Source organism: Mycobacterium sp. NGS26 (genome assembly GCF_059813025.1).
Genome location: NZ_JCALDU010000008.1, coordinates 92,072 through 115,505 on the forward strand (window position 1 = coordinate 92,072; position 23,434 = coordinate 115,505).

The following is a 23,434-nucleotide window of genomic DNA, read 5'->3' on the forward strand; positions in this document are numbered from 1 at the left end:
CACCGAGCCCGCAGGGCACTTTTCGCTTCACATCTGTGATAGCGCCGACCTCGGAGGTGATCCGCTCAATGGCAACGAGCACAGATAACGCCAGCAACATTCCCGGTGTCCCCATCGTCGATTCGACCACCTTGCCGATGGCTACCGACCGACAACTCGGCTGGGATGCGCTGCGGCAGTTGGGGCCGGTGGTGCTCATGGACGGCTGGTATCACCTCACGCGCCGCGAACACGTCGTGGACGCGCTGCGGACACCCGAGGTGTTCTCCTCAAAGAAGGCGTTCGACACACTAGGTAGCCCGATACCGGTCGTTCCCAGCGCCTTCGATCCCCCGGAGCACACCAGATACAGAAAAGTGCTGCAGCCCTTCTTCAGTCCTGGGTCGCTGAAACCGCTCAATGAGGCTCTGCGCACACAAGTCATCGAACTCGTCGATGACGTTGCCACCAAGGGCCAGTGTGAGGCCATGAATGACGTGGCGATTCCGTTTCCATCGCAGGTTTTCTTAACCCTTTACGGTCTGCCGTTAGCTGACCGCGATCGACTGGTCCGATGGAAGGACGCGGTGCTCGAACTCGGGAAGACACCGACGCTCGAGGGCAAGGATCTCACCCCGGCGATGGAGTTGTTCGGCTATCTGGCTGAGGCCATCAATGAGCGCCGAGCCAACCCGAGAGCGGACATTCTCTCGCAACTGTTGACGAGCGATGACCCACTCGATGACACGGAGATGCTCGGCTTGAGCTACCTCATCGTGCTCGCCGGCCTCGACACTGTCACGTCAGCGATCGGATTCAGCTTGCTCGAGCTTGCACGCAATCCACAACTGCGACAGGATCTTCGAGCCAATCCGGACAAGATCAGGGTGTTCGTTGAGGAGATCGTGCGTTTGGAACCACCAGCGCCGACTATTCCGAGAATGACCACTCAATCCGTCACTCTTGCTGGCGTCACGCTGCCCCCGGACACCCCGGTGATGTTGTGTGTCGGAGCCGTGAATTGTGACGGCGAAGACGAGCTATCGAGCAATCATCTTGTGATGGACGGCAAGGTTCAGCGGCATTGGGGATACGGCGGCGGACCACACCGGTGCTTGGGATCGCACCTGGCAAGGCTGGAACTAGGATTCTTGGTCGACGAATGGCTCAAGCGCATCCCAGATTTTGAAGTAGAGCCAGGATACACACCCCAGATTCGATATCCCGCCGGGACATTCGCACTCACGTCTCTCCCGCTGCGTTGGACCTGAAGCATGGAGGGACTGTAGATCGCGGTGGTCGATCAGGGATCCCGGGCCCCGCAAATGTTGACCGCTATGTGCCGCCGACGGTTCCGGAAAAGGTATCGATGCTGAGTTGTCCCGTGTGGTGGGCGTACTCCGAATGCGGCGTTGACAAATGCTCTATCGCTGCTGCTCGATCATCCGTGGCTGTCAGCTAGTCAGCGATTGACGGCATCTACGTACGCAACAGTAGGGTTGTGCCAGCAAGGTAGTCCGTTGTCCGCGAGTTCGAGCTGTTCGGGGAACCAGATCGTACTGAAGTTGTCGCCGGTGATGAGCGGTATCCCGCGCACACCGGCCGCTCAAGACGATCGATGATCTCTCAAATACGTTCGTAGACTTCCAACTTCGTTGACACAGCCTACATACTCCTTTCCCATTCGAACAGCGTGCGATCCGGTCCAAATTTGCATTCGACAGATACAGGCTGCCGAGTGACCCTTCCAACAGATCGGAGTGTCTCTTCTCATTCCTCCAGGATGAGCGCATTTTCCGGGCAGGCCCGCACGCCGTCTCGCGCCTCCTGCTCCAACTCTGGACTGACGACATGCGGTTTGAGGGTGCAAAATCCAGAGTCATCATCTATAGGGAAAACTTCCGGTGCAGTCGCGTGGCACTGCGCGTGTCCGACGCAGCGGTCAACGTCCAAAGATACTTTCACGACGCAGTCCTCTCAGTTTATTTTGATTTTGCGCTGTGGCAGACGCTCGAGAAGTCGACATGTCTGCCCAGCCGGTTGCCATCAGATCGCGCTCAGGCGACGTCGATAACTAGTGCGGCCCCCATCCCTCCTCCGGCACACATCGACAACACACCGATCCCACCACCGCGGCGCCGCAACTCATGGACGGCTGATGTGACCATCCGCGCCCCCGTCGCGGCGATTGGATGACCGAGGCTTATTCCAGACCCGTACACATTGACCCTTTCCTCGTCGAGATCCAGTGCGCGCGAGCACGCGATGACTTGTGCCGCGAAGGCCTCATTGATCTCGAAGAGTGCTACGTCCTTGATGGTGCGGTTCGCCAGCTCTAGGGCCTTCGGGATGGCTTTGATCGGACCCGCGCCGGTCTCTTCCGGCGAAACGCCGGCCCACGCCCAAGACAGGACATTTGCCATCGGTTGACCTACGCCCGGTGCCGCTAGCGCGACTACTGCGGCCGCATCGTTCACACCCGAAGAGTTGCCGGCCGTCACGGAGAAGCCTTCGATTTCAGGATGCAGCACTTTCAGGCCGGAAAGGACCTCCAGGGTGCTATCTCGACGGGGGTGCTCGTCAACCTGGAAGCGTCTCGTCGTGCCGTCAGGCTGCGGTACGTCGATGGGAACAATCTCCCCAACGAACGAGCCGGCATCGATCGCCTTGATGGCTCGTTGATGGCTGCGCAATGCCCACTCATCTTGATCGAGACGAGATATGTTGAACTGTCGAGCACTGTTGTGCCCCACGGTTATCGACATGTCCATGGCGGGCGCATCTTCGGTGGGTGGGTGCGAAAATGAGAACCAGGGATCCTCGTAGTCAGCAAGGTCCGCACCGAGTGCGAAAGGCTTACGTTTACGACAAATCGGCACCGTGGAGGCAGACTCGGTTCCACCCGCCAACACTGCGCGGCTCATTCCTGCAGCGACCTGTCCGGCGCCGAGCGCAACCGCCGTCAAACTGCTGGCGCATTGTCGGTTCAAAGCCACGCCAGGCAACGACGTCAAGCCAAGATCGGCTGTGACATAGCGAGCTATATCGCCTCCACCCTGCATTACCTCACCCAGAAGTAGATCGCTGAATTCTTCCGGAGCAAGGCCCGAGCGTTCGATCGCGGCCGAAACCACCGGCTTGGCCATGTCCGCTGCGTCCACGTTGACCAACGTGCCCTTACGGGACGTACCAATCGCCGTGCGGGCCACCGCCACGATCGTGGCCAAAGGCGTTTTCGATGTCATGCATCCTCCGAGTTGCAGTCTTCGATGGCGGTTTGCCTATCAGCTCAGCCGGCGCATTGCGGCATGCTCCCAGCTATATATGATACTAATACTGCTGCATGTAAATTTATCAAGAGCAGCAGCTGCACTTGCCCCTGGAGCCAACAACCGAAGGTGGCTTAATAGTGGCCTAAACGACATGGTTGTCGGGGTCTGCGGTCGGTCTGGGAAGAGAGGATTTCTGAATGATCGCGCGATGTTCCAGATCGTCGCCTGCCTGGCTCACCCGACGCCACAGGAGTTCAACTCCCGTGCGTTACTTCGGCAACGTCAACTGCGCTGCATCCCGCTCACTCACCCGCCGCCGCGCCGGGCGCGATGTACATCCCTAAGAAGCCCTAGTAATTGGACTGACACCGTGAGTATTTCGTTGCTGCTGGAGATGGCAGCGTCCAAGAACCCGGATCGGACCGCGGTGGTCTCCGGGGAGATGCGGCTGAGCACGGCGCAACTGAGTGAGCTGGCTGACGGCGGTGCGGGCGTAATCGCCGCGCTGGGGGCGTCGCATGTCGCCTACGTCGGTATGGGCGGAGCGATGTTGCCCTTGCTGCTGTTCTCCTCGGCGCGCGCCGGCGTGGCGGTCACCCCACTGAACTACCGACTGTCCGCCGACGGGTTGCGCGAGCTCATCGATCGACTCCCGGCGCCGTTGGTAATCGCCGATACCGAATATCTCGATGTCGTCGCCGGGGCGGGCAGGCAATTGATCAGCTCTGATGAGTTCGTCGCCGCCGCACGCACCGCAGAGCACTCCGCAGAGTTCCCCGATCCGGAGGATGTCGGGGTGGTGCTGTTCACCTCCGGCACCACGTCGCGGCCCAAAGCCGTTGAGCTGACCCACAACAACCTGACCAGCTACATCACCCGAACCGTCGAGTTCGATGGCGCCGAACCCGGCGACGCCGCGCTGATCTGCGTGCCGCCCTATCACATCGCCGGAGTAAGTGCGGCACTTTCGAATCTGTATGCCGGCCGAAAGATGGTGTATCTGCCGCAGTTTGACGCCGCCGAGTGGGCTCGGCTGGTGCGCAACGAAGGCGTCACCTCAGCCACTGTCGTCCCGACGATGCTCGACCGCATCGTCACCGCTCTCGAAGCTGACACCGTCTCGCTACCCACCCTGCGCAGCCTGGCCTACGGCGGCTCCAAGGTGCCACTTCCGCTGGTGCGCAGGGCATTGTCGCTGCTGCCTGAGGTTGGCTTTGTCAACGCCTACGGCCTTACAGAGACCAGCTCGACGATCGCCATCCTCGGGCCCGAGGACCATCGCGCCGCGCTGGCCTCAAACGATGATGCGGTGCTGCGCAGACTGGGGTCGGTCGGTCAACCTGTTCCCGGCATCGAGGTGCAGATCCGCGGCGAGGATGGCACCGTGCTGGGCCCCGGACAGACCGGCCAACTGTTCGTCCGCGGCGATCAGGTCTCCGGGCGCTACGCCGAAATCGGGTCCGTCCTCGACGCCGAGGGCTGGTTTCCCACAAAAGATGTCGCGATGCTCGACGACGAGGGCTACCTGTTTATCGGCGGTCGCTCCGACGACACCATCATCAAGGGCGGGGAAAACATCGCCCCCGCCGAAATCGAAGACGTCCTCGTCGAGCACCCCGCCGTGCGCGATTGCGCCGTGGTCGGACTTGAAGACCCGCAATGGGGCCAGATCATCGTCGCCGTCGTAGTACCCGACGGCGAAAATACCCCCAATCCCGAAGAACTGCGCGCCCACGTGCGCGCCCACCTGCGCGGATCGCGCACCCCCGACAGAGTGGTATTCCGCGGAGACCTGCCGACCAACGCGACCGGTAAGGTGCTGCGCCGCGAACTGGTCGCCGAACTGACAGCCCCGAAATGACGCGGAGCCGAACGTGATCAAAATCGGCACCCGTCGACATGACGTCGCTGTGCCCGCACTACGCCGTCAACATGACGGACTCTTCGGCGTCGCGGGTGGCTGCCTGGATGGAACGGACGGAGGCGGCGGCGGTACTTTGTCGTCGGGGTGAAGCTCGGGTGGATACCACTTGAGATCCGCCGCTTGCCACCACAGGGTCCCGGCCTGTCACCGGATGATTGATCCGAAGATCGCTGTTGCGGTTGCTGATCCTAGGGCGCGGCAGCATCGTGGTCGGGCTGCAGCTCCGGTGGATCCCTGCGGTTGTTCAGTCATTGTTGTCCTCGATGCGTGATGGATTTGGTGACAAGCGAAACGATCAACCATCAAAGCCAGCTAAGGGCAGATCACTTCGATCTCGAAGGACTTGCTGACCTGCTGGGTTGCGTCTCAGGGTGTTGCTGATTCCGATGCCCGTGATCTTGTAGGCACCGCGACCTCGATCCGTGGAGCCTCCGCCCTGCATCAGAGCATGGGCAACAATTCGGCGCCGCCGCGCCCCGCGATCAGCTCGACATGCGGGTCAGCAAAGGTGGCAGGTATTTTGGTTCACCGTCGGCGGCCCGTCCGCTGCGCCGACGGCTCCGAATAGCGGGTGTGGATCAGCCCTACGCACGCTCGGTCGCGGTCATCGGCAGCGGCGTGGCCGGCCTCACGGCCGCCTACGTCCTGTCCGGGCGCGACCGCGTCACCCTGTACGAGGCCGACGCGCGGCTCGGCGGCCACGCACACACCCACCTCGTCGACGACGGCGACGGGCGGGTCGTCGGCGTCGACTCGGCCTTCCTGGTGCACAACGACCGGACCTATCCGACACTGTGCCGGCTGTTCGCCGAACTCGGGGTGGCCACCCAGGACTCGGAGATGTCGATGTCGGTGCGGGCGGACGACATCGGCCTCGAATACGCTGGAGCCCTTGGGGTTTCGGGCCTGTTCGCGTGCCGGCAGTCGCTGCGGCCGCGTTATCTGGCGATGCTCGCCGAGATCGTCCGCTTCCACCGCGCCGCCGCCCGGCTGCTGCGCGACGACGGCGCCGACGGTCTCGAGACGCTGGACGCCTTCCTGAGCCGGCACCGGTTCTCGTCGTACTTCGTCGACTACTTCATCACCCCGTTGGTGGCGGCGGTGTGGTCCTGCGCGGGCGACGACGCGTTGCGCTATCCGGCCCGCTACCTGTTCGTCTTCCTCGCCCATCACGGCATGCTGTCGGTGTTCGGCTCCCCGACCTGGCGCACCGTCACCGAAGGTTCGGCCACCTACGTGCGGGCCGTCGCGTCCCGGCTCGACGAGGTGTGCGCATCGACGCCGGTGCACTCGCTACGACGGGTGCCCGACGGCGTGCTGGTGCGGGCGGGCGGCCACCCGGCGCGGCTCTTCGACGCCGCGGTCGTCGCCGTCCACCCCGACCAGGCGCTGCTGCTGCTCGACGGCGCCACCCCGCGGGAGCGCGCCGTGCTGGGCGCGATTCCGTACTCCACCAACAGCGCCCAGCTGCACACCGACGCCTCGCTGCTGCCGCGGCATCGCCGCGCGCGGGCCTCGTGGAACTATCTGGTGTCACCCGGCGGGGACCACGTGGTGGTCAGCTACGACGTCACCCGGCTGATGCGCCTCGACACGAGGCGCCGCTACCTGGTCACCCTGGGCGGTCACGACCGGGTGGCGCCGCAGACCGTGCTCGCCGAGATGACCTACAGCCACCCGCTGTACACGCCGCAATCCGTTGCGGCCCAACGCCTCTTGCCCACGCTCGACGACGGCCGGGTGGTGTTCGCCGGCGCCTACCACGGCTGGGGATTCCACGAGGACGGCGCCGCGTCAGGGCTGCGCGCGGCCCGCCGGCTCGGCGCGGACTGGCCCGTCGCCGCCCGGCGCGAGGTGGTGCCTTCGTGCTGACGCCCGCGATCTACCGCACCACGATCACCCACACTCGCCGGGTCCCGGTGCGCCACTCGTTCGAATACCGAAGCTACAGCTGGTATGTCGACGTCGACGACCTCCCCCGCCTGCCCCGCTGGCTGCAACCGTTCGCACGCTTTCGCGCCGACGACCACTTCGCCGAGCCGGCGCACGGGTCACTGCGCGAGAGGCTCGCCGTCTTCTTCGCCGACCGCGGGCTGGCCCTCCCCGACGGCCCCGTCACGGCCCTGCTGCAGGCGCGCGTCTTCGGCTATGTCTTCAACCCGCTGAGCATCTTCTGGTGCCACGACCGCGACGGCCGGCTGACGCACGTGGTCGCCGAGGTGCACAACACCTACGGCGGGCGGCACGCTTACCTGTTGCCCCCGGCCGACCTGCCGGTGGTGACGGCCAAGCGGTTTTACGTCTCGCCGTTCAACCAGGTGGACGGCTACTACCTGGTGCAAGCGCCGCGACCGGGCAACGAGGTCGACATCACCGTGGCGCTGCACCATGGCCACCGACCGACGTTTCTCGCAAACCTACGCGGCACACGCCGGCCGGCCACCACCAGACAGGTCGCGATCATGCAGTTCATTTCGCCGCTGGCGCCGGTGCTGGTGGCCGCCCGCATCCGGATACAGGGGATCAAGCTGTGGGCACGTCGGCTTCCGGTGGTACCGCGATGAGCCTGAACACCATCCAAAGGCCCTCGGCGGCAATCGATTCGGTGCGCTGGCCGGCGGTCGCGAAAGTGCCGTCGGGCCCGATCGCCGCGGCGTCGGCGGTTATCGCCGGCCGGCTGCTGCGCCGCGCGGCCGCGCGCCTGCCGCTGCGCCTGGCATACCCCGACCGCACCGTCGTCGGCGCGGCCGACCCGGCGGCGCCGACCCTGATCGTCCATCAACCCGAGGCGCTGGCGCGCCGGATCGGGCGACACGGTCTGATCGGGTTCGGCGAGTCCTACATGGCCGGCGAATGGTCGTCGGACGACCTGCCCGCGCTGCTGACGGTCCTCGCCGCCTCGGTGACCGAGCTGGTGCCGCGCGCGTTGCAGCGGCTGCGGCCGATCGCCCCGGCGTTTCGGCCGCGGTGGCGGGCCACCGGCCGGGATCGGGCGCGGCGCAACGTCGCGGCGCACTACGACCTGTCCAACGAGCTGTTCGCCGCGTTCCTCGACGAGACCATGACCTACTCGTGCGCCCTGTTCGCCGAATTACCCGCCGCCCCGGGCGATCTCGCCGCCGCGCAACGCCGCAAAATCGACCGGCTGCTCGATGCGGCCGAGGTGGGGCCCGGCAGCCGGGTTCTCGAGATCGGCACCGGGTGGGGCGAGCTGTGCCTCCGCGCGGGCGCCCGCGGGGCGCGCGTCCGTTCAGTGACCCTGTCGGCCGAGCAGCAGCGCCTGGCTCGGCGTCGCGTCGCCGCGGCGGGGCTGTCCGACGCCGTGCGGATCGATCTGTGCGACTACCGCGACATCGACGGGTGTTATGACGCCGTGGTCTCGGTCGAGATGGTCGAGGCGGTGGGATACCACGCCTGGCCGCGGTACTTCGCCACGCTCGAACAACTGGTGCGCCCCGGCGGCCGGGTGGCGATCCAGGCCATCACCATGGACCACGACCGGATGCTGGCCACCCGCAACACCCACACCTGGATTCAGAAGTACATCTTCCCCGGCGGCCTGCTCCCCTCGACCCGCGCCATTTCCCACATCACCCGGCGGCACACCGGTTTACACACCGTCGACATAACGTCGCTGCGCCCGCACTACGCCGAAACACTGCGGCTGTGGCGGGAGCGGTTCGCGCGGCACCGGGATGGGTTGGCGCGGTTGGGCTTCGACGAGGTGTTCGCCCGGATGTGGGAGCTGTACCTGGCGTACTCGGAGGCCGGGCTCCGGTCGGGCTATCTTGACGTCTACCAGTGGACGTTCGCACGCGAGGGCCGCCAATGAATCCAGCTCAGCTGACCAACCTCCTCCAAGTGTCCGGCGCCTCGGTGTTGGCCCTCGCGGTGGTGCACTCGGTCACGTTCGCCATCGGCCAGCGGGTCGGCCGCTACAACGTCGTCGACGTCGCCTGGGGCGTGGGCTTCGTGGCCGTCGCCGCCGCCGCGGCGACTCTGGGGCGCGGCGACGCGCCCCGGCGCTGGCTGCTGCTGGCGCTGGTGACGATCTGGGGTCTGCGGCTGAGCTGGCACATCCAGCGCAAGACCGCGGGCAAGGGGGAGGATCCGCGCTACGCCGCCCTGCTGCGGGGCGCGACGCTGTTCGGCGTCATCCGCAAAGTCTTTGTGCTGCAAGCCCTCATCACGTGGTTCGTCTCGTTCCCGCTGCAGCTGTCGGCGGTGACCGGTCCCACCCCGGGGCCGCTGGCGGCCGTCACGGTGCTGGGCGTGGCCGTGTGGGCGGTCGGCGTGACCTTCGAGGCGGTCGGCGACCGGCAGTTGAGGGTCTTCAAGTCCGACCCGGCCAACCGCGGGGTGGTGATGGACCGCGGCCTGTGGGCCTGGACGCGCCACCCCAACTACTTCGGCGACGCCACGGTCTGGTGGGGGCTGTGGCTGATCACCATCAACGGCTGGGTGTCGCTGGCCACCGTCGGCTCGCCGCTGCTCATGACCTACTTCCTGGTGTTCGTCACCGGCGCCCGGCTCACCGAGAAGTTGATGGCCGGCCGTCCGGGCTTCGACGAATACCGGCAACGGACGGCATTTTTCTTCCCTCGACCACCCAGATCGGTCGATGATGGGCGATAGGCTACCCGTCGATGAGCAACGACCTGGACGGCCTGCTGCGCCGGGTCGCGCGCGGGGACCGCGACGCCTTCGCCGCGGTCTACGACCTCACCAAGGGCCGGGTGTTCGGACTGGTGGTGCGGGTGCTGCGTGATGCCGGCTACAGCGAGGAAACCACCCAGGACATCTATCTCGAGGTGTGGCGAACCGCGTCGGACTACGACCCCGCCAAGGGTTCCGCGCTCGCCTGGCTGATGACGATGGCGCACCGGCGCGCCATCGACCGGGTGCGCGCCGAGCAGGCCGGCAGCCGTCGGGAATCACGTTATGGCGCAGCCAATGTCGATCCGGCCGCCGATGTCGTCGCCGACTCCGCGATCGCCGACGACGAACGTCGCCGGGTGACCGAATGCCTGGAGGCGCTGACCGATGCGCAGCGGCAGTGCATCGAGCTGGCCTACTACGGCGGCCTGACGTACACCGAGGTGTCGCAGCGGCTGGCCGCCAACTTGTCGACGATCAAGTCGCGCATCCGCGACGCGCTGCGCGGCCTGCGCAACTGTCTGGACGTGTCATGACCGACCCGACCGATTTCGAACTGCTCGAGCTGGCCGCGCCGTACGCGCTGCACGCCATGTCGGACGAGGAGCGCGCCGACGTCGAGCGGCGGGTGGCGGCCGCGCCGTCGCCGGTGGCCGCCGCGTTCGCCGACGAGGTCCGCGCCGCCCGCGAGACGATGGCCGTCGTCTCCGCGGCGACCGCCGCCGAACCGCCGGCGCGCCTGCGCGCCGCCACGCTGGGGGCGGTGAAGGCCCGCGACTGGCGCCAATTGAGTTGGCGGGCAGCCGCTTTGGTGTCCGCGGCGGCGGCCGTCGTGGTCGGTGCCGCCGCGTTCGGCATCGGGGTGCTGATGCGGCCGCCGGCGCCGTCGACGGTCGCCGAACAGGTCCTGGCGGCCCCGGACGTGCGGACGGTCTCGCGCCCGCTCGCCAACGGGACGGCCACGGTGATGTTCTCCCGCGACCGCAACGCCGGCGTGCTGGTGATGAACAACGTGCCGCCGCCGTCCCCCGGCACCGTCTATCAGATGTGGTTGATCTCGGCCAACGGTCCGGCGTCGGCGGGGACGATGGGCGCGGCCGCCGTGTCGCCGTCGACGAAGGCGACGCTGACCAACCTCGGGTCGTCGACGGCGCTGGCGTTCACCGTCGAACCCGGCACCGGGTCGCCGCAGCCGACCACCCCGATACTGGCCGAGCTGCCCCTGAGTTAGGCCTTGCCGCGCCACAATTCACTTGCCGAGCGTCCTCAAAATGCCGGCGTGGACGGCGTGTCGGCGTACAAATGAGCGCGCTCGCTACTGCGCGATCCCTCGGACGTAGGCCGCCTGCCCGAGGTGCTGGGCGCAGTCGTCGACGATGCTCACCAGCCGCGCGCTGGCGGTCACCGGCGGATCCCAGTTGGTGTCGACGACGCGGGACAGCTCGGCGGCGGTCACGCCGGCGACGTAGGACAGCGTCAGCTTGTGTACCTCGTGGTAGTAGCCGGAGAGCAGGTCGGCGGGCGCCCGGACCTTCGCGACCTCGTCGGGGCCGTGGCCGTAGCCGGTGTCGTTGCGGGGCAGGTCGAGCCCGAACCTGTCCACCCAGCCGTCGCGGGTCCACACCTGCTCGACCCCGGCCACATCGGCCAGCTGAATGTCCTGCACCCGGGCGCTGTGCCAGATCAGCCAGGCGATGCTGTTGGCGTCCGGGGTGGGCCGGTAAGCGGACAGCTCGTCGGTCAACCCGTCGGTCAGATCGTCGACGTGTTCGATCAAGCGGGTGAACGCGTCGCGAAGCAACTCCTGGGCGGCGGCGTCGGTGCTGGAGGTGTTTGGCATACCCGCGACATTACGGACCGCCGTGCCAGACCGCCTCGACGTTGTTGCCGTCCGGGTCGCGCACGAACGCGCCGAAGTAACCCGGGTGGTACTCGGGCCACAGCCGCGGCTCGTGCAACGACTCGGCGCCGCATTCCACGGCCGCCCGATAGAAGGCGCGCACGGCGTTCTCGTCGCCGGCCTCGAAGGCGACGTGGACCTCCCGATTGGACCCCATCCCGGCCCCATCCGCGATCCAAAATGTCGGCTTGCCGTCGCGCCCGTACCCGATGGCCGGACCGACGTCCATCTGCCGCGAAAAGCCCAGCGTGGCCAGGACCGTGTCGTAGAACTCCTGCGATTTTGCGTAGTCGGCGCAGTTGATTCCGATGTGGTCGATCACGGAAGAGATCCTGGCACGACGCACCGGCGCGGTCGTAGATTATTTAGATGACCTACGACCTGATCATCCGCAATGGCACCATTGTCGACGGGCTGGGCGGCGAGCCGTACGTCGGCGACGTCGCGGTGCGCGACGGCGTGATCGCGGCGGTGGGTTCCGTGAACGGCGACGGCGCCGCGCGCGAGATCGACGCGACCGGGCTGCTGGTCACGCCGGGCTTCGTCGACCTGCACACCCACTACGACGGCCAGTCCATCTGGTCGGAGCGGCTGACCCCGTCGTCGGCGCACGGGGTGACGACGGTGGTGATGGGCAACTGCGGGGTCGGCTTCGCGCCGTGCCGGCAGGAGGACCACGACGTGCTCGTCGACGTGATGGCCGGCGTCGAGGACATTCCCGGCGTCGTCATGACCGACGGCCTGCCGTGGACCTGGGAGACCTTCCCCGAATACCTGGACGCGCTGGACGCGGGCAAGCGTGACATCGACGTCGCCGCCTACCTGCCGCACTCCCCGCTGCGGGTCTACGTGATGGGTCAGCGCGGCGCGAACCGCGAGCCGGCCACCGCCGAGGACCTTGCCAAGATGCGGGCGCTGGCCAAGGAGGCCGTCGAGGCCGGCGCGCTGGGCTTCGCGTCGTCGCGGCTGACGATCCACAAGACCGAGAGCGGTTCGCCGATCCCGAGCTACGAGGCCGCCCGCGAGGAGATCGAGGAGATCGCCCGGGGTGTGGTGGACGGCGGCGGTGGCCTGCTGCAGTTCGTGCCCGACATTCCCTCCGGTGGCTACGAGCCGGTGTTGCAGACGGTCTTCGACGTCGCCGAGGACGTCGGGCTGCCGCTGACCTTCACGCTCGTCGTCGCCAACGCCGGCAACCCGACGTGGCCGGAGGCCATCACCATGATCGAGAAGGCGAATTCGCGGGCGGGCACCGGCGACCCCCAGGTCACCGCGCAGCTGCTGCCGCGGCCCATCGGGCTGATCATCGGGCTGCAGCTGTCCGCCAACCCGTTCGTGCTCTACCCCAGCTACCGCGAGATCGCGCACCTGCCACTGGCCGAGCGCGTCGCCGAGATGCGCAAGCCGGAGGTCCGGGCCCGCATCCTGGCCGACAAGCCCGGGCAGGGTCACCCGATCCTGTACGTCGCGCAGATGTGGGACTGGATCTTCCCGCTGGGCGACGAGCCCATCTACGAGCCCGACCCGTCGACCAGCATCGGGGCCCGCGCCCGGGCCCGCGGGGTGGACCCGATGGAGGAGGCCTACGACCGGCTGCTCGACGACGACGGCCGCGCCATGCTGCTGGTCGCCACCAGCAACCTGGAGGGCAACTCGCTGGACACCGTCGGGCGGCTGCTGCACCGCGACGACGTGGTGCTGGGCCTCGGCGACGGCGGCGCGCACTACGGCATGATCTGCGACGCCAGCTACACGACGTACTTCCTGGCGCACTGGGCGCGCGATCGCAAGGCCGGCCGGTTCACCGTGCCCGAGGCCGTCCGCGAGCTCACGTCCGTGCCGGCCCGCATCGCCGGGCTGGGCGACCGCGGCCGCATCGGCGTCGGATACAAGGCCGACCTCAACGTCATCGACCACGCCGCGCTGCGCCTGCACAAGCCCGTGATCACCTACGACCTGCCCGCCGGGGGACGTCGCCTGGACCAGACCGCCGACGGGTACGTCGCGACGATCGTGTCCGGCGAGGTGATCGCCGAGGGCGGCGTTCCCACCGCCGCGCGACCCGGCAAGTTGGTCCGCGGCCGCAAACCATCCCCGGTACCTAGTCGATAACGCCACGAAGAGCGGCTTGTCCCGGTTAACTTTGGTTGGTGACGAGCCCGCATTATGCGCGGTTGCCGCCCGAAATCAACTCGGCACTCATTTTCGCCGGTCCGGGAGCGGCGCCGCTGCTTGCTGCGGCGAAGGCGTGGGACGGGCTGGCCGAGGATCTGGCGTCGTCAGCATCCTCGTTCTTTTCGGTGACATCGGACCTGGCCAACGGGGCGTGGCAGGGCGCGTCGGCGGCGGCGATGATGGCCGTCGCGACCCAGTACGTGAACTGGCTGTCCGCGGCCGCCGCCCAGGCGGAGGCGGCCTCCACCCAGGCGGCGGCCATCGCGGACGCGTTCGAGACCGCGCTGGAGGCCACCGTCCAGCCCGGGGTGGTGGCGGCCAACCGCGCCCTGGTGCAGGCGCTGGCGTCGGGGAATCATCTGGGGCAGAACGCCCCGGCCATCGCCGATATCGAGGCCGCGTACGAGCAGATGTGGGCGGCCGACGTGGTGGCGATGTCGGGCTACCACGCCGACGCATCGGCCGCGGTGGCGAAGTTGGAGCCCTGGCATCAGGTCCTGCCGAAACTCGACCTCGGCCCCGGCCGGCCCGCTTCGGCCCTGCCCGCCGGCACGCAGGCCATCGGCAACAGCGTCGGGCAGAGCGTCGCCGCCGCCGCACCCGCCGACGCCGGCAACGTCGGCCCTCTCAATTCCGGCCATTACGTCACGGGCGGCGTGAGCTCGAACGTCGGCTCGGCGCTGCTCAACTCGGCCACCGCGAGCACCGGCTTCAACTCGGGCGTGACCGGCCCCGGCCTGCTCAACCGGCCCTGACCGACGCGCCTATCCTCGAGGGCATGCGCACGAAGAAGAGGGTGGACTTCGAACGGCTCGCCGCCGCCCTCCCGGACTACCCGTTCGCGTATCTGATCACCGTCGACGACGACTACCGCGCGCACACCGTGACGGTGGAGCCGCAGCTGCGCGAGGCGACCCTGGACGTCGGCCTGATCGGCGGCCGCACCCGGGACAACCTCGCCCGGCGCAGCGACGTCACGCTGCTGTGGCCGCCGCCCGAGCCGGGCGGCTACTCGCTGATCGTCGACGGCACAGCCGAGGTGACCGACGCTGGCGATGAGGCGGTTCGGTTAGATGTCGTGCCCACCCGGGCGCTGCTGCACCGCGAGGCGGACGCCGGCTCGCCCGCGGCGGCCAAGGGCTGCCTGCACGATTGCGTGGTGTTCTCGCTCCCGGCCTGACGCCGTGGCGCGGCGCGGCGCCGAGCGTGGGCCCTAAGTACGGGGAACGCCTTGAATTCGTCCATAGGCCCCACGCTCGCGCAGCCTGGTTTTGACGCGCTCAACGATCGCGCTCGGCCGCGACAACATCTCGGCGCTGACTCTGATCACGGCCCAGCCGGCCGCTTCCAGCAGTGCGATTCGCTCGATGTCCCAGGACCGCTGATAAGGGTCATCCCAATGCTGGATCCCGTCGTATTCGACGGCGACCTTCCACTCGCGCCACCCCATGTCGACCCGGATCCGTCGCCTGTGCAGGTTACGAAACTCGATCTGCGTCTCCGGCCTCGGCAATCCAGCGCCTACCAGTAGCAGCCGCACTCTGGTCTCCTGCGGCGACTCCGCGCCGCCGTCGACCAACTCCAGCGCGGCTCGCAACCGCCGGATACCACGGGTTCCGGGATGGCGGTCGGCCACAGCGGCGACGTCGGCGGGTTTGATGCCCGTCGCATTGAGCAACGCATCGAGGATCGGCACCGCCTTGGCGGCGGGGAGGCCGCAACCGATGTCGAAAGCCGTACGGGCCGCGGTCGTCACGCGCATTCCCCGGACCCTGTGCACCTCGCCATCGGCCAGCTCGTAGCTGTGGACAACAATGCCTCGCTGACCGTGCCGATCACCGCGCACGATCTCCGCGGGCGCGGACCCGTCAAGCCATTTCGTGCCGAGTACCGCGGCGGCAGATAACCCGGCCAATGTCGCGCCGGTGGATAGCCAAGCCGCTCGGGCTCTTACGGCTGCTGTCAGCTCCGCGTCCTTGCGGATGTACACGTCGCGGTATACCGCTCGATAGCGGGTGCGCAATTGATTCCGGGTGACGACACCACGCTTGAGCGCTTCGCTGCCGAGAAATGGCTCCATGCCGGCATATTCGCCGCCACGCCTTCGCGGCGTGTGCGCCGACCGTGGGGTCTGTGGACGAATTTCGATGTGTGGACATCCATATCCCACACGCTCCGCGCATACGAAAAAGCCCGGCCCCCCAACGGGAGCCGGGCTCTTTCGCTGACTGGGACCTAGAAGTCCATGCCGCCCATGCCGCCGGTCGGGTCGCCCGCCGGAGCGGCCGCCTTCTCCGGCTTGTCGGCGACGACGGCCTCGGTCGTCAGGAACAGCCCCGCGATGGACGCCGCGTTCTGCAGCGCCGAGCGGGTCACCTTGACCGGGTCGGCAACGCCGGCCTTCAGCAGGTCCTCGTACTCCCCGGTGGCCGCGTTCAGGCCCTGGCCCGCCGGAAGGTTGCGCACCTTCTCGGCCACCACGCCCGGCTCCAGCCCGGAGTTGAAGGCGATCTGCTTCAGCGGAGCCTCCAGCGCCACCTTGACGATGTTGGCGCCGGTGGCCTCGTCGCCGGAGAGCTTGAGCTCCTCGAGGACCGGGGCCGCCTGCAGCAGGGTCACGCCACCACCGGCGACGATGCCCTCCTCGACGGCGGCCTTGGCGTTGCGGACCGCGTCCTCGATGCGGTGCTTGCGCTCCTTGAGCTCGACCTCGGTGGCCGCGCCGGCCTTGATCACCGCAACACCGCCGGCCAGCTTGGCCAGGCGCTCCTGCAGCTTCTCGCGGTCGTAGTCGGAGTCGCTGTTCTCGATCTCCTGGCGGATCTGGGCCACCCGGCCGGCGATGGCGTCGGAGTCGCCGGCGCCCTCGACGATGGTGGTCTCGTCCTTGGTGACGACGACCTTGCGGGCCTTGCCCAGCAGCGAGATGTCGGCGTTCTCCAGCGTCAGGCCGACCTCCTCGCTGATCACCTGGCCACCGGTGAGGATCGCCATGTCCTGCAGCATCGCCTTGCGGCGGTCACCGAAGCCGGGGGCCTTGACCGCCACCGACTTGAAGGTGCCGCGGATCTTGTTGACGACCAGGGTGGAGAGAGCCTCGCCCTCGACGTCCTCGGCGATGATCAGCAGCGGCTTGCCGGCCTGGATGACCTTCTCCAGCAGCGGAAGCAGGTCCTTGACCGTCGACACCTTGGAGCTGACCAGCAGGATGTAGGGCTCCTCGAGCACGGCCTCCTGACGCTCGGCGTCGGTGACGAAGTAGCCCGAGATGTAGCCCTTGTCGAACCGCATGCCCTCGGTCAGCTCGAGCTGCAGGCCGAAGGTGTTGGACTCCTCGACGGTGATGACGCCCTCGTTGCCGACCTTGTCCATCGCCTCGGCGATCAGGTCGCCGATCGACTGGTCGCCCGCGGAGATGGCCGCGGTGGCAGCGATCTGCTCCTTGGTCTCGACCTCCTTGGCCGTCTTGAGCAGCGTCTCGGTGATCTTCTCGACCGCCTTCTCGATGCCGCGCTTCAGACCCAGCGGGTTGGCGCCCGCCGCGACGTTGCGCAGGCCCTCCTTGACCAGCGCCTGGGCCAGCACCGTGGCCGTCGTCGTGCCGTCACCGGCGACGTCGTCGGTCTTCTTGGCGACCTCCTTGACCAGCTCGGCGCCGATCTTCTCGTACGGGTCCTCCAGCTCGATCTCCTTGGCGATGGACACGCCATCGTTGGTGATCGTGGGGGCACCCCACTTTTTCTCGAGGACGACGTTGCGGCCCTTGGGGCCCAACGTCACCTTTACCGCGTCGGCAAGGCTGTTCAGGCCCCGCTCGAGGCCGCGACGGGCCTCTTCGTCGTACGCAATTGTCTTGGCCATTGCGAAGTGATTCCTCCGGATTGGGGATGACACGTCCTGGCCGGGTGCAGTGCCCGCGACGGACGACCGGGCTGTCGTTGGGCCTGGTCTCACCGTCCCGACCTAGCACTCACCGGTCGCGAGTGCCAACGTCATTCTTAGCACTCGCCTATGGAGAGTGCAAGAAGGTGCCCCCGGTTCAGGGCAGGTCGAGCAGCTGTTCGTAGAAGCCACCGAAGCCGCGCCGGCGGTCGACGAGGTGGATCTCGAGAATCCAATGGCAGGCGCGGCCGCGGGGATCCGTGCGGCGCATCGGTTTGGTCGACCCGGGCATGATGTACCACTCGACGCCGGGGCCGGCGATCTTCTTGTGCGCGAACTCGCCGATCAGGTGCCCGGCGATGGGGCTGCCCCACTCGAAGCCCTCGGCGCGGGCCGCCCCGACGGCGTGGTCGAACAACTCGGCGCCGGTGATCTCGGGGTGGCTCGCGAAGTGCTCGCGGCCGGCCTCCCAAACCCGGGGCAGCGCATCGCGAATGGCCGCCTTGTGCGGGTCGTCGCCGAGGACGAACGTCCGCCCGAAATCGGCCTCCCACTCCTCGAAGACCGGCCCCAGGTCGAGGAAGACGACGTCGTCGGCGGCGATCACCCGATCCGGCGGGCGCTCCCGGAACGGCTGCAGCGTGTTCTGCCCGGCCCGCACGATGCGCCGGTGCCAGTGCCGGGTCACGCCGAACATCTCGCCGGCCAGGTCGTGGATCTCGTCGGACAGCTCCCGCTCCCCGACCCCGGGACGGATCATGGCCCGCCGCTCGATCTCGTCGAACAGTCGCGCCGCCTTGCCCTGGGCGTCGAGGAGCCGTTGCACGCGAACGTCTTCGGGGGGCTGCACGCACGCGATGCTAACTGGCAGGCTGGAAACCATGTCCCTCGTCGTGCCGCCGTACCCGCCGCCCCGCTACACCAAGGACGAGCCGGAGCTCAGTGCCTGGCTCAAGCGAGCCGACGAGCCGCCGGACTATCAATCGCCCATCGGGGTGAGTTACCACTATCTGGCCGACCAAAAGGCCACCGACGGCGACTACGGCCTGTACCGCGTCGACATCAGCCCCCGCGGCGGCGGCCCGGGGCCGCACTTTCACCGCGCCATGTCCGAGGCGTTCTTCGTGCTCTCCGGGACGATGAAGCTCTACGACGGCACCGACTGGGTCGACGGCCACCAGGGCGACTTCCTCTACGTCCCGCCGGGCGGCGTGCACGGTTTCCGCAACGAGGCCGACGACGCCGCGTCGATCCTGATGCTGTTCGCCCCCGGCGCGCCGCGCGAGGCCTACTTCGAGGGCTTCGCCGCGCTGGCCGACATGACCGACGACGAACGCCGGGAGTGGTTCGTCCGCCACGACAACTACTGGATCCAGTAGTCCGGTTCCCTCGCGAGCAGACGCAAAGGCACCTCATTTCGGCACGAAATGGGTGCCTTTGCGTCTGCTCGCGGTCTCAGCTCAGGCGGTAGTCGCCGGGGATCATCGCGCGCGTGCGTTCGAAGAAGGTGCGGCCGCTGTAGGGCAGCTGGGTGACGACCTTGCCGCTGGGATGCCGGAAGTAGTTGGTGCACGCCAGCCACACCTTGCCCTGCATGGCCGATTGGATCTCGTCGTTGTAGCGGCGCTGCGCCTCGGGCGTGACCTCGACGGTGCGCGCGCCGCGGCCGTCCATCACCTCGAGGATGTGGCGGATGAACGTGGTCTGCGCCTCGTGGATGTACAGGATCGAGTTGACCCCGTTGGTGTTCGGGCCGTAGAGCGTGAAGAAGTTCGGATACCCGGCGATCAGCGTGCCCAGGTAGCCCTCCGCGCCGTCGCGCCACTCCTCGCGGAGATGGCGGCCGCCGGTGCCGTACACGTCGATGCTGGACAGGTAGTCGGCGGCCTTGAACCCGGTGCCGTAGATGACGGTGTCCACGCGGTGTTCGACGCCGTCGACCGTGCGCACCCCGCGCTCGGTCAGCTCGGCGATGGCGGTGGTCTCCAGGCTGACGTTCGGCAGCGCGAACGTCGGGTACCAGTCGCGCGACATCACCGGGCGCTTGCAGCCGGCCGGGTAGTCCGGCGTCAGCTTGGCCCGCAGCTCGGGGTCGGCCACCTTGCGCGCCAGGTAGCTGCGGGCGAGCTCGGTGGCCTCGCGGGTCTGCGCGGCGTCGACGTCGAAGCTGGACGACTCGTAGGCGTCGAACGCCTCGTCGCGCAGCTTTCGCGCAATCTCGGGGTGGCGTTCGAACTCCTCGTGCTGCTCGGGGGTGAACGGGAAGTCGAACCGCGGGGCGATCCAGATCGGGGTGCGCTGAAACACCGTGAGGTGGGCCGTCTTTGGCGCGATCGCGGGCACGTATTGCACCGCGCTGGCCCCGGTCCCGATGGAGGCGACCCGCTCCCCGTCCGTCGACTTGCTGTGATCCCAGCGCGCCGAATGGAACCGCCGGCCCCGAAACCGTTGCGCCCCGGGGATATCCGGGATGTAGGGCACGTCGAGCATCCCGACGGCGCTCACCACCACGTCGAAGTGGTGCTGCTCGCCGTCGCCGGTGCTCAGCGTCCAGCGCTTGTGGGTGTCCGACCAGCGCGCCGCGGCGATCGTGGTGTGGGGCCGCAGGTGAGGGCCCAGCCCGTGCTCGGCGGCCACCCTTTCCAGGTACGCCAGGATCTCGGGCTGGTTGGCGTAGGTCTTGCTCCAGCGCGGGTTGGGTGCGAACGAATAGGAGTACAGGTGCGACGGGACGTCGCAGGCCGCGCCGGGAAAGGTGTTGTGGCGCCAGGTGCCGCCGAACCCGTCGGCGCGGTCGAAGATCGTGAATTCGTAACCGGCGCTTGCGAGTTGGATGCCCATCGCGATGCCGCCGGCGCCCGCGCCGATGACGCCGACGGTCCGGTTCACTCCCATTGCGCGAAATAGGGTCGGCCGGGCCGGGTCTTCTCCACGAGGATGAACACCACTCCCCACGGGTCGGCGAACCAGGTGGTGCGGACCCGCGCGACGTCGGCGATCCCGCCGACCAGAAAGCGCACGCCCTTGCGCTCCAGCTCGGCTCGCGTGGCGTCGATGTCCTCACAGATCAGCCCGACATGCGAGAGCCCGTGTTCGGTGAGGGCCGCCCGCCGGCCCGAGCCCTCGACGTTGAGGTATTCGATCACCTCCAGGACGCGGTCGCTGCCGTCGTCGAACCCGACGATGGCCGCCTTCATCGTGGGGTCTGCCACCAGCTCGCCCATGTCGTCGCGAATGGCGTTACCGGCCATCACGTACGGCGGCGAAAGCACACGCAGGCCCAACACATCTCGGTAGAACGCCACCGCGGCCTCGCAGTCGGGAACGCACACGCCGGTGTGGGCCAACCCGGTAATCACGTTCTCGACTTTACGTCGCCCGTCGTCGCCCATCGCCGCGCGGCGGCGCCGAATTCCGGCTCGGTATGTTTTGGGCCATGGCTTCCATGGCTGCCAACGACACCGGGAACCGCAAATGGTCGGAGGCCGACGTGCCGGATCAGAGCGGCCGCGTCGCGATCGTCACCGGCGCCAACACCGGCATCGGGTACCAGACGGCCGCCGTGCTGGCCTACCGCGGCGCGCACGTCGTGCTCGCGGTGCGCAACCTCGACAAGGGCAACGCGGCGCTGTCGCGGATCGTGGCCGCCGGGGACCAGGGGGCCCGAAAAATCGACGTCACCCTGCAGGCGCTGGACCTCAGCTCGCTCGACTCGGTCCGCGCGGCCGCCGACGCGCTCAAGGCGGCCTACCCGCGCATCGACCTGCTGATCAACAACGCCGGGGTGATGTGGACGCCCAAGCAGCTCACCGCCGACGGTTTCGAGATGCAGTTCGGCACCAACCATCTCGGCCATTTCGCGCTGACCGGCCTGCTGCTCGAGCACCTGTTGGGGGTGCGGGATTCGCGGGTGGTGACGGTCAGCAGCCTCGGCCACCGGCTGCGCGCCTCGATCCACTTCGACGACCTGCAGTGGGAGCGCGGTTACGACCGGATCGGCGCCTACGGGCAGTCCAAGCTGGCCAACCTGCTGTTCACCTACGAGCTGCAGCGCCGGCTGGCCGCGCGGCCCGACGCGAAGACCGTCGCCGTGGCCGCGCATCCCGGCGGCACCAACACCGAGCTGGCCCGCTACCTGCCGGGGATCTTCAAGCCCGTGCGCGCCGTCCTCGGGCCGGTGCTCTTTCAGAGTCCGGCGATGGGCGCCCTGCCGACACTGCGGGCCGCCACCGACCCGTCCGTCGAGGGCGGCCAGTACTACGGCCCCGACGGCTTCGCCGAGCAGCGCGGCCACCCCAAGCTCGTGCGGTCCAGCGCGCAGTCGCACGACGAGGACCTGCAGCGCCGGCTGTGGGCCGTCTCCGAAGAGCTCACCGGCGTCAGCTACCCGATCTGACGGGGCCGATAATGGCCGGGTGCGGTCAGTCGACGAACACCAGCGCGTTGTATCCGGGATGATTCACGCCCGCCCCGCGGCCACCGTCGGGTTGGCCGACGCCCAGGGGCTGGTCCTGGCCGAGGATGTGGTCGCGCAGCTGGCGCTGCCGGTGTTCGACAACTCCGCGATGGACGGCTACGCGGTGCGCGCCGAGGACGTAGCGGGTGCCACCCCCGAGCGCCCGGTGGTCCTGCCCGTCGCCGAGGACATTCCCGCCGGGCGCACCGACGCGTTGACGCTGCAGCCCGGGACCGCGCACCGGATCATGACGGGCGCGCCGCTACCGGCCGGCGCGACGGCCGTCGTGCCGGTCGAGGACACCGACGGCGGCATGGATACGGTGGCGATCCGAAGTCCCCGCGAGGCGGGCAAGCACATCCGGCGGGCGGGCGAAGACGTCTCGCCGGGCACCACCGTGCTGCGCCGGGGTCAGGTCGTGACGCCGGCCGTGCTCGGGCTGGCGGCGGCGCTGGGAATGGCGGGGCTGACGGTGATCCCGCGGCAGCGGGTGCTGGTGATATCCACGGGGTCGGAGCTGGTGACGCCCGGGACCCCGCTGCGGCCCGGGCAGATCTACGAGTCCAACTCGGTCATGCTGGCCGCCGCGGTCCGCGAGGCGGGCGCCGACGTGGTCGCCGTCGCGACCGCCGAAGACGATGTCGCCCAGTTCAATTCGATCCTGGACCGGCACGCGGCCGACTCCGACCTGATCATCACCAGCGGCGGTGTCAGCGCCGGCGCCTACGAGGTGGTCAAGGACGCCTTCGGCCGGGACGGCGACCAGGGCGTGGAATTCGTCAAGGTGGCGATGCAGCCCGGCATGCCGCAGGGCATCGGGCGCGTCGCGGGCACCACGATCGTCACCCTGCCCGGCAACCCGGTCAGCGCGCTGGTGTCCTTCGAGGTGTTCATCCGGCCCGCGCTGCGGGCGGCCATGGGACTGCCCGATCCGGAGCGCCCGCACCGCCCCGCGGTGCTCGCCGAGTCGCTGACGTCGCCGCGCGGCAAGCGCCAGTTCCGCCGCGCGATCCTCGACGCCGACACCGGCAGCGTCACCAGCTACGGCCCACCGGCGTCGCACCATTTGCGGTGGCTGGCGTCGGCGAACGGGCTGCTGGACATCCCCGAGAACGTGACCGAGGTGTCCGCCGGAACCCAGCTGCAGGTCTGGGATCTCAGCTAGCCGGGCGCGGCTCCGTAAGATGGCC

The 23,434-nt window shown here is 68.0% G+C and carries 23 protein-coding genes; 14 read left to right on the forward strand and 9 right to left on the reverse strand.

The genetic code is table 11. The features are described 5' to 3' along the window. Positions 1-68: 68 nt before the first annotated feature. Positions 69-1,250 (forward strand): cytochrome P450, encoded by a 1,182-nt coding sequence (locus tag AC5Y6X_RS23135; protein ID WP_499989482.1) that lies wholly within the window; start codon positions 69-71, stop codon positions 1,248-1,250. A gap of 499 nt (positions 1,251-1,749) precedes the next feature. On the opposite strand, the gene AC5Y6X_RS23140 is transcribed toward AC5Y6X_RS23135, so the two are convergent. Both AC5Y6X_RS23140 and AC5Y6X_RS23145 read right to left on the reverse strand, forming a co-directional pair. Next, positions 1,750-1,944, reverse strand: a complete 195-nt coding sequence (locus tag AC5Y6X_RS23140; RefSeq protein ID WP_499989483.1) for a ferredoxin — start codon at positions 1,942-1,944, stop codon at positions 1,750-1,752. A 92-nt stretch (positions 1,945-2,036) separates the two neighbouring features. Further along, on the reverse strand, positions 2,037-3,224 hold the full coding sequence (locus AC5Y6X_RS23145) for a thiolase family protein (protein ID WP_499989484.1): 1,188 nt from the start codon (positions 3,222-3,224) through the stop codon (positions 2,037-2,039). Between the two features lie 397 nt (positions 3,225-3,621). Between AC5Y6X_RS23145 and AC5Y6X_RS23150 the strand changes: the two genes are divergently transcribed. The 7 genes from AC5Y6X_RS23150 to AC5Y6X_RS23180 all read left to right on the forward strand — a co-directional run bounded on the left by AC5Y6X_RS23150 (position 3,622) and on the right by AC5Y6X_RS23180 (position 11,062). Beyond that, a complete protein-coding gene (locus tag AC5Y6X_RS23150) occupies positions 3,622-5,112 on the forward strand; it encodes a class I adenylate-forming enzyme family protein (protein WP_499989677.1) in 1,491 nt (496 codons plus the stop codon). Positions 5,113-5,748: 636 nt separating this feature from the next. Beyond that, complete coding sequence (locus AC5Y6X_RS23155) at positions 5,749-7,047, forward strand: NAD(P)/FAD-dependent oxidoreductase (RefSeq protein WP_499989485.1); 1,299 nt, start codon at positions 5,749-5,751, stop codon at positions 7,045-7,047. Then, positions 7,041-7,739, forward strand: a complete 699-nt coding sequence (locus AC5Y6X_RS23160) for a DUF1365 domain-containing protein (protein ID WP_499989486.1) — start codon at positions 7,041-7,043, stop codon at positions 7,737-7,739. The genes AC5Y6X_RS23155 and AC5Y6X_RS23160 overlap by 7 nt, the downstream gene beginning before the upstream one ends. Further along, complete coding sequence (locus AC5Y6X_RS23165; protein WP_499989487.1) at positions 7,736-9,007, forward strand: class I SAM-dependent methyltransferase; 1,272 nt, start codon at positions 7,736-7,738, stop codon at positions 9,005-9,007. The genes AC5Y6X_RS23160 and AC5Y6X_RS23165 overlap by 4 nt, the downstream gene beginning before the upstream one ends. Further along, on the forward strand, positions 9,004-9,810 hold the full coding sequence (locus AC5Y6X_RS23170; protein ID WP_499989488.1) for a DUF1295 domain-containing protein: 807 nt from the start codon (positions 9,004-9,006) through the stop codon (positions 9,808-9,810). Before AC5Y6X_RS23165 ends, AC5Y6X_RS23170 begins: the two co-directional genes overlap by 4 nt. Before the next feature lie 11 nt (positions 9,811-9,821). Beyond that, positions 9,822-10,367, forward strand: coding sequence for a sigma-70 family RNA polymerase sigma factor (locus AC5Y6X_RS23175; protein ID WP_499989489.1), 546 nt, complete (start codon positions 9,822-9,824; stop codon positions 10,365-10,367). Next, a complete protein-coding gene (locus AC5Y6X_RS23180; protein WP_499989490.1) occupies positions 10,364-11,062 on the forward strand; it encodes an anti-sigma factor in 699 nt (232 codons plus the stop codon). Before AC5Y6X_RS23175 ends, AC5Y6X_RS23180 begins: the two co-directional genes overlap by 4 nt. 84 nt (positions 11,063-11,146) lie before the next feature. Here AC5Y6X_RS23180 and AC5Y6X_RS23185 read toward each other — a convergent pair whose 3' ends face one another. Beyond that, the gene (locus AC5Y6X_RS23185; protein WP_499989491.1) at positions 11,147-11,671 is read right to left on the reverse strand and encodes a mycothiol transferase; all 525 of its coding nucleotides are present in this window, start codon (positions 11,669-11,671) and stop codon (positions 11,147-11,149) included. Between the two features lie 10 nt (positions 11,672-11,681). Continuing rightward, the gene (locus tag AC5Y6X_RS23190) at positions 11,682-12,053 is read right to left on the reverse strand and encodes a VOC family protein (protein WP_499989492.1); all 372 of its coding nucleotides are present in this window, start codon (positions 12,051-12,053) and stop codon (positions 11,682-11,684) included. A 47-nt stretch (positions 12,054-12,100) separates the two neighbouring features. On the opposite strand from AC5Y6X_RS23190, the gene AC5Y6X_RS23195 reads away from it, so the two are divergent. The 3 genes from AC5Y6X_RS23195 to AC5Y6X_RS23205 are packed head-to-tail and all read left to right on the forward strand — an operon-like array spanning position 12,101 to position 15,086. After that, positions 12,101-13,843: an N-acyl-D-amino-acid deacylase family protein gene (locus AC5Y6X_RS23195; RefSeq protein ID WP_499989493.1), complete on the forward strand. Its 1,743-nt coding sequence runs from the start codon at positions 12,101-12,103 to the stop codon at positions 13,841-13,843. A 38-nt stretch (positions 13,844-13,881) separates the two neighbouring features. Then, positions 13,882-14,661: a PPE family protein gene (locus tag AC5Y6X_RS23200; RefSeq protein ID WP_499989494.1), complete on the forward strand. Its 780-nt coding sequence runs from the start codon at positions 13,882-13,884 to the stop codon at positions 14,659-14,661. A 23-nt stretch (positions 14,662-14,684) separates the two neighbouring features. Continuing rightward, positions 14,685-15,086: a pyridoxamine 5'-phosphate oxidase family protein gene (locus tag AC5Y6X_RS23205; protein WP_499989495.1), complete on the forward strand. Its 402-nt coding sequence runs from the start codon at positions 14,685-14,687 to the stop codon at positions 15,084-15,086. 33 nt (positions 15,087-15,119) lie between these two features. Here the strand turns inward: AC5Y6X_RS23205 and AC5Y6X_RS23210 are convergent, their stop codons facing one another. The 3 genes from AC5Y6X_RS23210 to AC5Y6X_RS23220 all read right to left on the reverse strand — a co-directional run bounded on the left by AC5Y6X_RS23210 (position 15,120) and on the right by AC5Y6X_RS23220 (position 18,638). Continuing rightward, positions 15,120-15,986: a DUF559 domain-containing protein gene (locus tag AC5Y6X_RS23210; RefSeq protein WP_499989496.1), complete on the reverse strand. Its 867-nt coding sequence runs from the start codon at positions 15,984-15,986 to the stop codon at positions 15,120-15,122. Positions 15,987-16,141: 155 nt separating this feature from the next. Next, on the reverse strand, positions 16,142-17,767 hold the full coding sequence (gene groL / locus AC5Y6X_RS23215; RefSeq protein ID WP_324681774.1) for a chaperonin GroEL: 1,626 nt from the start codon (positions 17,765-17,767) through the stop codon (positions 16,142-16,144). Positions 17,768-17,945: 178 nt separating this feature from the next. After that, a complete protein-coding gene (locus AC5Y6X_RS23220) occupies positions 17,946-18,638 on the reverse strand; it encodes a M24 family metallopeptidase (RefSeq protein ID WP_499989497.1) in 693 nt (230 codons plus the stop codon). Between the two features lie 31 nt (positions 18,639-18,669). Here AC5Y6X_RS23220 and AC5Y6X_RS23225 point away from each other — a divergent pair, with 31 nt between their 5' ends. Then, positions 18,670-19,167 (forward strand): cupin domain-containing protein, encoded by a 498-nt coding sequence (locus tag AC5Y6X_RS23225; RefSeq protein WP_324681771.1) that lies wholly within the window; start codon positions 18,670-18,672, stop codon positions 19,165-19,167. 76 nt (positions 19,168-19,243) lie between these two features. On the opposite strand, the gene AC5Y6X_RS23230 is transcribed toward AC5Y6X_RS23225, so the two are convergent. Together AC5Y6X_RS23230 and AC5Y6X_RS23235 are read right to left on the reverse strand one after the other, a co-directional pair. Next, entirely contained in the window at positions 19,244-20,683 is a 1,440-nt protein-coding gene (locus AC5Y6X_RS23230) for a flavin-containing monooxygenase (RefSeq protein ID WP_499989498.1), read from the reverse strand. After that, complete coding sequence (locus AC5Y6X_RS23235; RefSeq protein ID WP_499989499.1) at positions 20,674-21,147, reverse strand: VOC family protein; 474 nt, start codon at positions 21,145-21,147, stop codon at positions 20,674-20,676. The genes AC5Y6X_RS23230 and AC5Y6X_RS23235 overlap by 10 nt, the downstream gene beginning before the upstream one ends. Before the next feature lie 86 nt (positions 21,148-21,233). Between AC5Y6X_RS23235 and AC5Y6X_RS23240 the strand changes: the two genes are divergently transcribed. Both AC5Y6X_RS23240 and moeA read left to right on the forward strand, forming a co-directional pair. Next, entirely contained in the window at positions 21,234-22,184 is a 951-nt protein-coding gene (locus AC5Y6X_RS23240) for an SDR family NAD(P)-dependent oxidoreductase (protein ID WP_499989678.1), read from the forward strand. Positions 22,185-22,203: 19 nt separating this feature from the next. Continuing rightward, positions 22,204-23,409, forward strand: a complete 1,206-nt coding sequence (moeA, locus tag AC5Y6X_RS23245; RefSeq protein ID WP_499989500.1) for a molybdopterin molybdotransferase MoeA — start codon at positions 22,204-22,206, stop codon at positions 23,407-23,409. The last annotated feature ends 25 nt before the right edge of the window (positions 23,410-23,434 follow it).

Coding starts and splice junctions, on each gene's coding strand:
- AC5Y6X_RS23135 (WP_499989482.1), top strand. CDS start 69: ATGGCAACGAGCACAGATAACGCCAGCAACATTCCCGGTGTCCCCATC.
- AC5Y6X_RS23145 (WP_499989484.1), bottom strand. CDS start 3,224: ATGACATCGAAAACGCCTTTGGCCACGATCGTGGCGGTGGCCCGCACG.
- AC5Y6X_RS23165 (WP_499989487.1), top strand. CDS start 7,736: ATGAGCCTGAACACCATCCAAAGGCCCTCGGCGGCAATCGATTCGGTG.
- AC5Y6X_RS23170 (WP_499989488.1), top strand. CDS start 9,004: ATGAATCCAGCTCAGCTGACCAACCTCCTCCAAGTGTCCGGCGCCTCG.
- AC5Y6X_RS23175 (WP_499989489.1), top strand. CDS start 9,822: ATGAGCAACGACCTGGACGGCCTGCTGCGCCGGGTCGCGCGCGGGGAC.
- AC5Y6X_RS23180 (WP_499989490.1), top strand. CDS start 10,364: ATGACCGACCCGACCGATTTCGAACTGCTCGAGCTGGCCGCGCCGTAC.
- AC5Y6X_RS23185 (WP_499989491.1), bottom strand. CDS start 11,671: ATGCCAAACACCTCCAGCACCGACGCCGCCGCCCAGGAGTTGCTTCGC.
- AC5Y6X_RS23195 (WP_499989493.1), top strand. CDS start 12,101: ATGACCTACGACCTGATCATCCGCAATGGCACCATTGTCGACGGGCTG.
- AC5Y6X_RS23205 (WP_499989495.1), top strand. CDS start 14,685: ATGCGCACGAAGAAGAGGGTGGACTTCGAACGGCTCGCCGCCGCCCTC.
- AC5Y6X_RS23210 (WP_499989496.1), bottom strand. CDS start 15,986: ATGGAGCCATTTCTCGGCAGCGAAGCGCTCAAGCGTGGTGTCGTCACC.
- groL (WP_324681774.1), bottom strand. CDS start 17,767: ATGGCCAAGACAATTGCGTACGACGAAGAGGCCCGTCGCGGCCTCGAG.
- AC5Y6X_RS23225 (WP_324681771.1), top strand. CDS start 18,670: ATGTCCCTCGTCGTGCCGCCGTACCCGCCGCCCCGCTACACCAAGGAC.
- AC5Y6X_RS23230 (WP_499989498.1), bottom strand. CDS start 20,683: ATGGGAGTGAACCGGACCGTCGGCGTCATCGGCGCGGGCGCCGGCGGC.
- AC5Y6X_RS23240 (WP_499989678.1), top strand. CDS start 21,234: ATGGCTGCCAACGACACCGGGAACCGCAAATGGTCGGAGGCCGACGTG.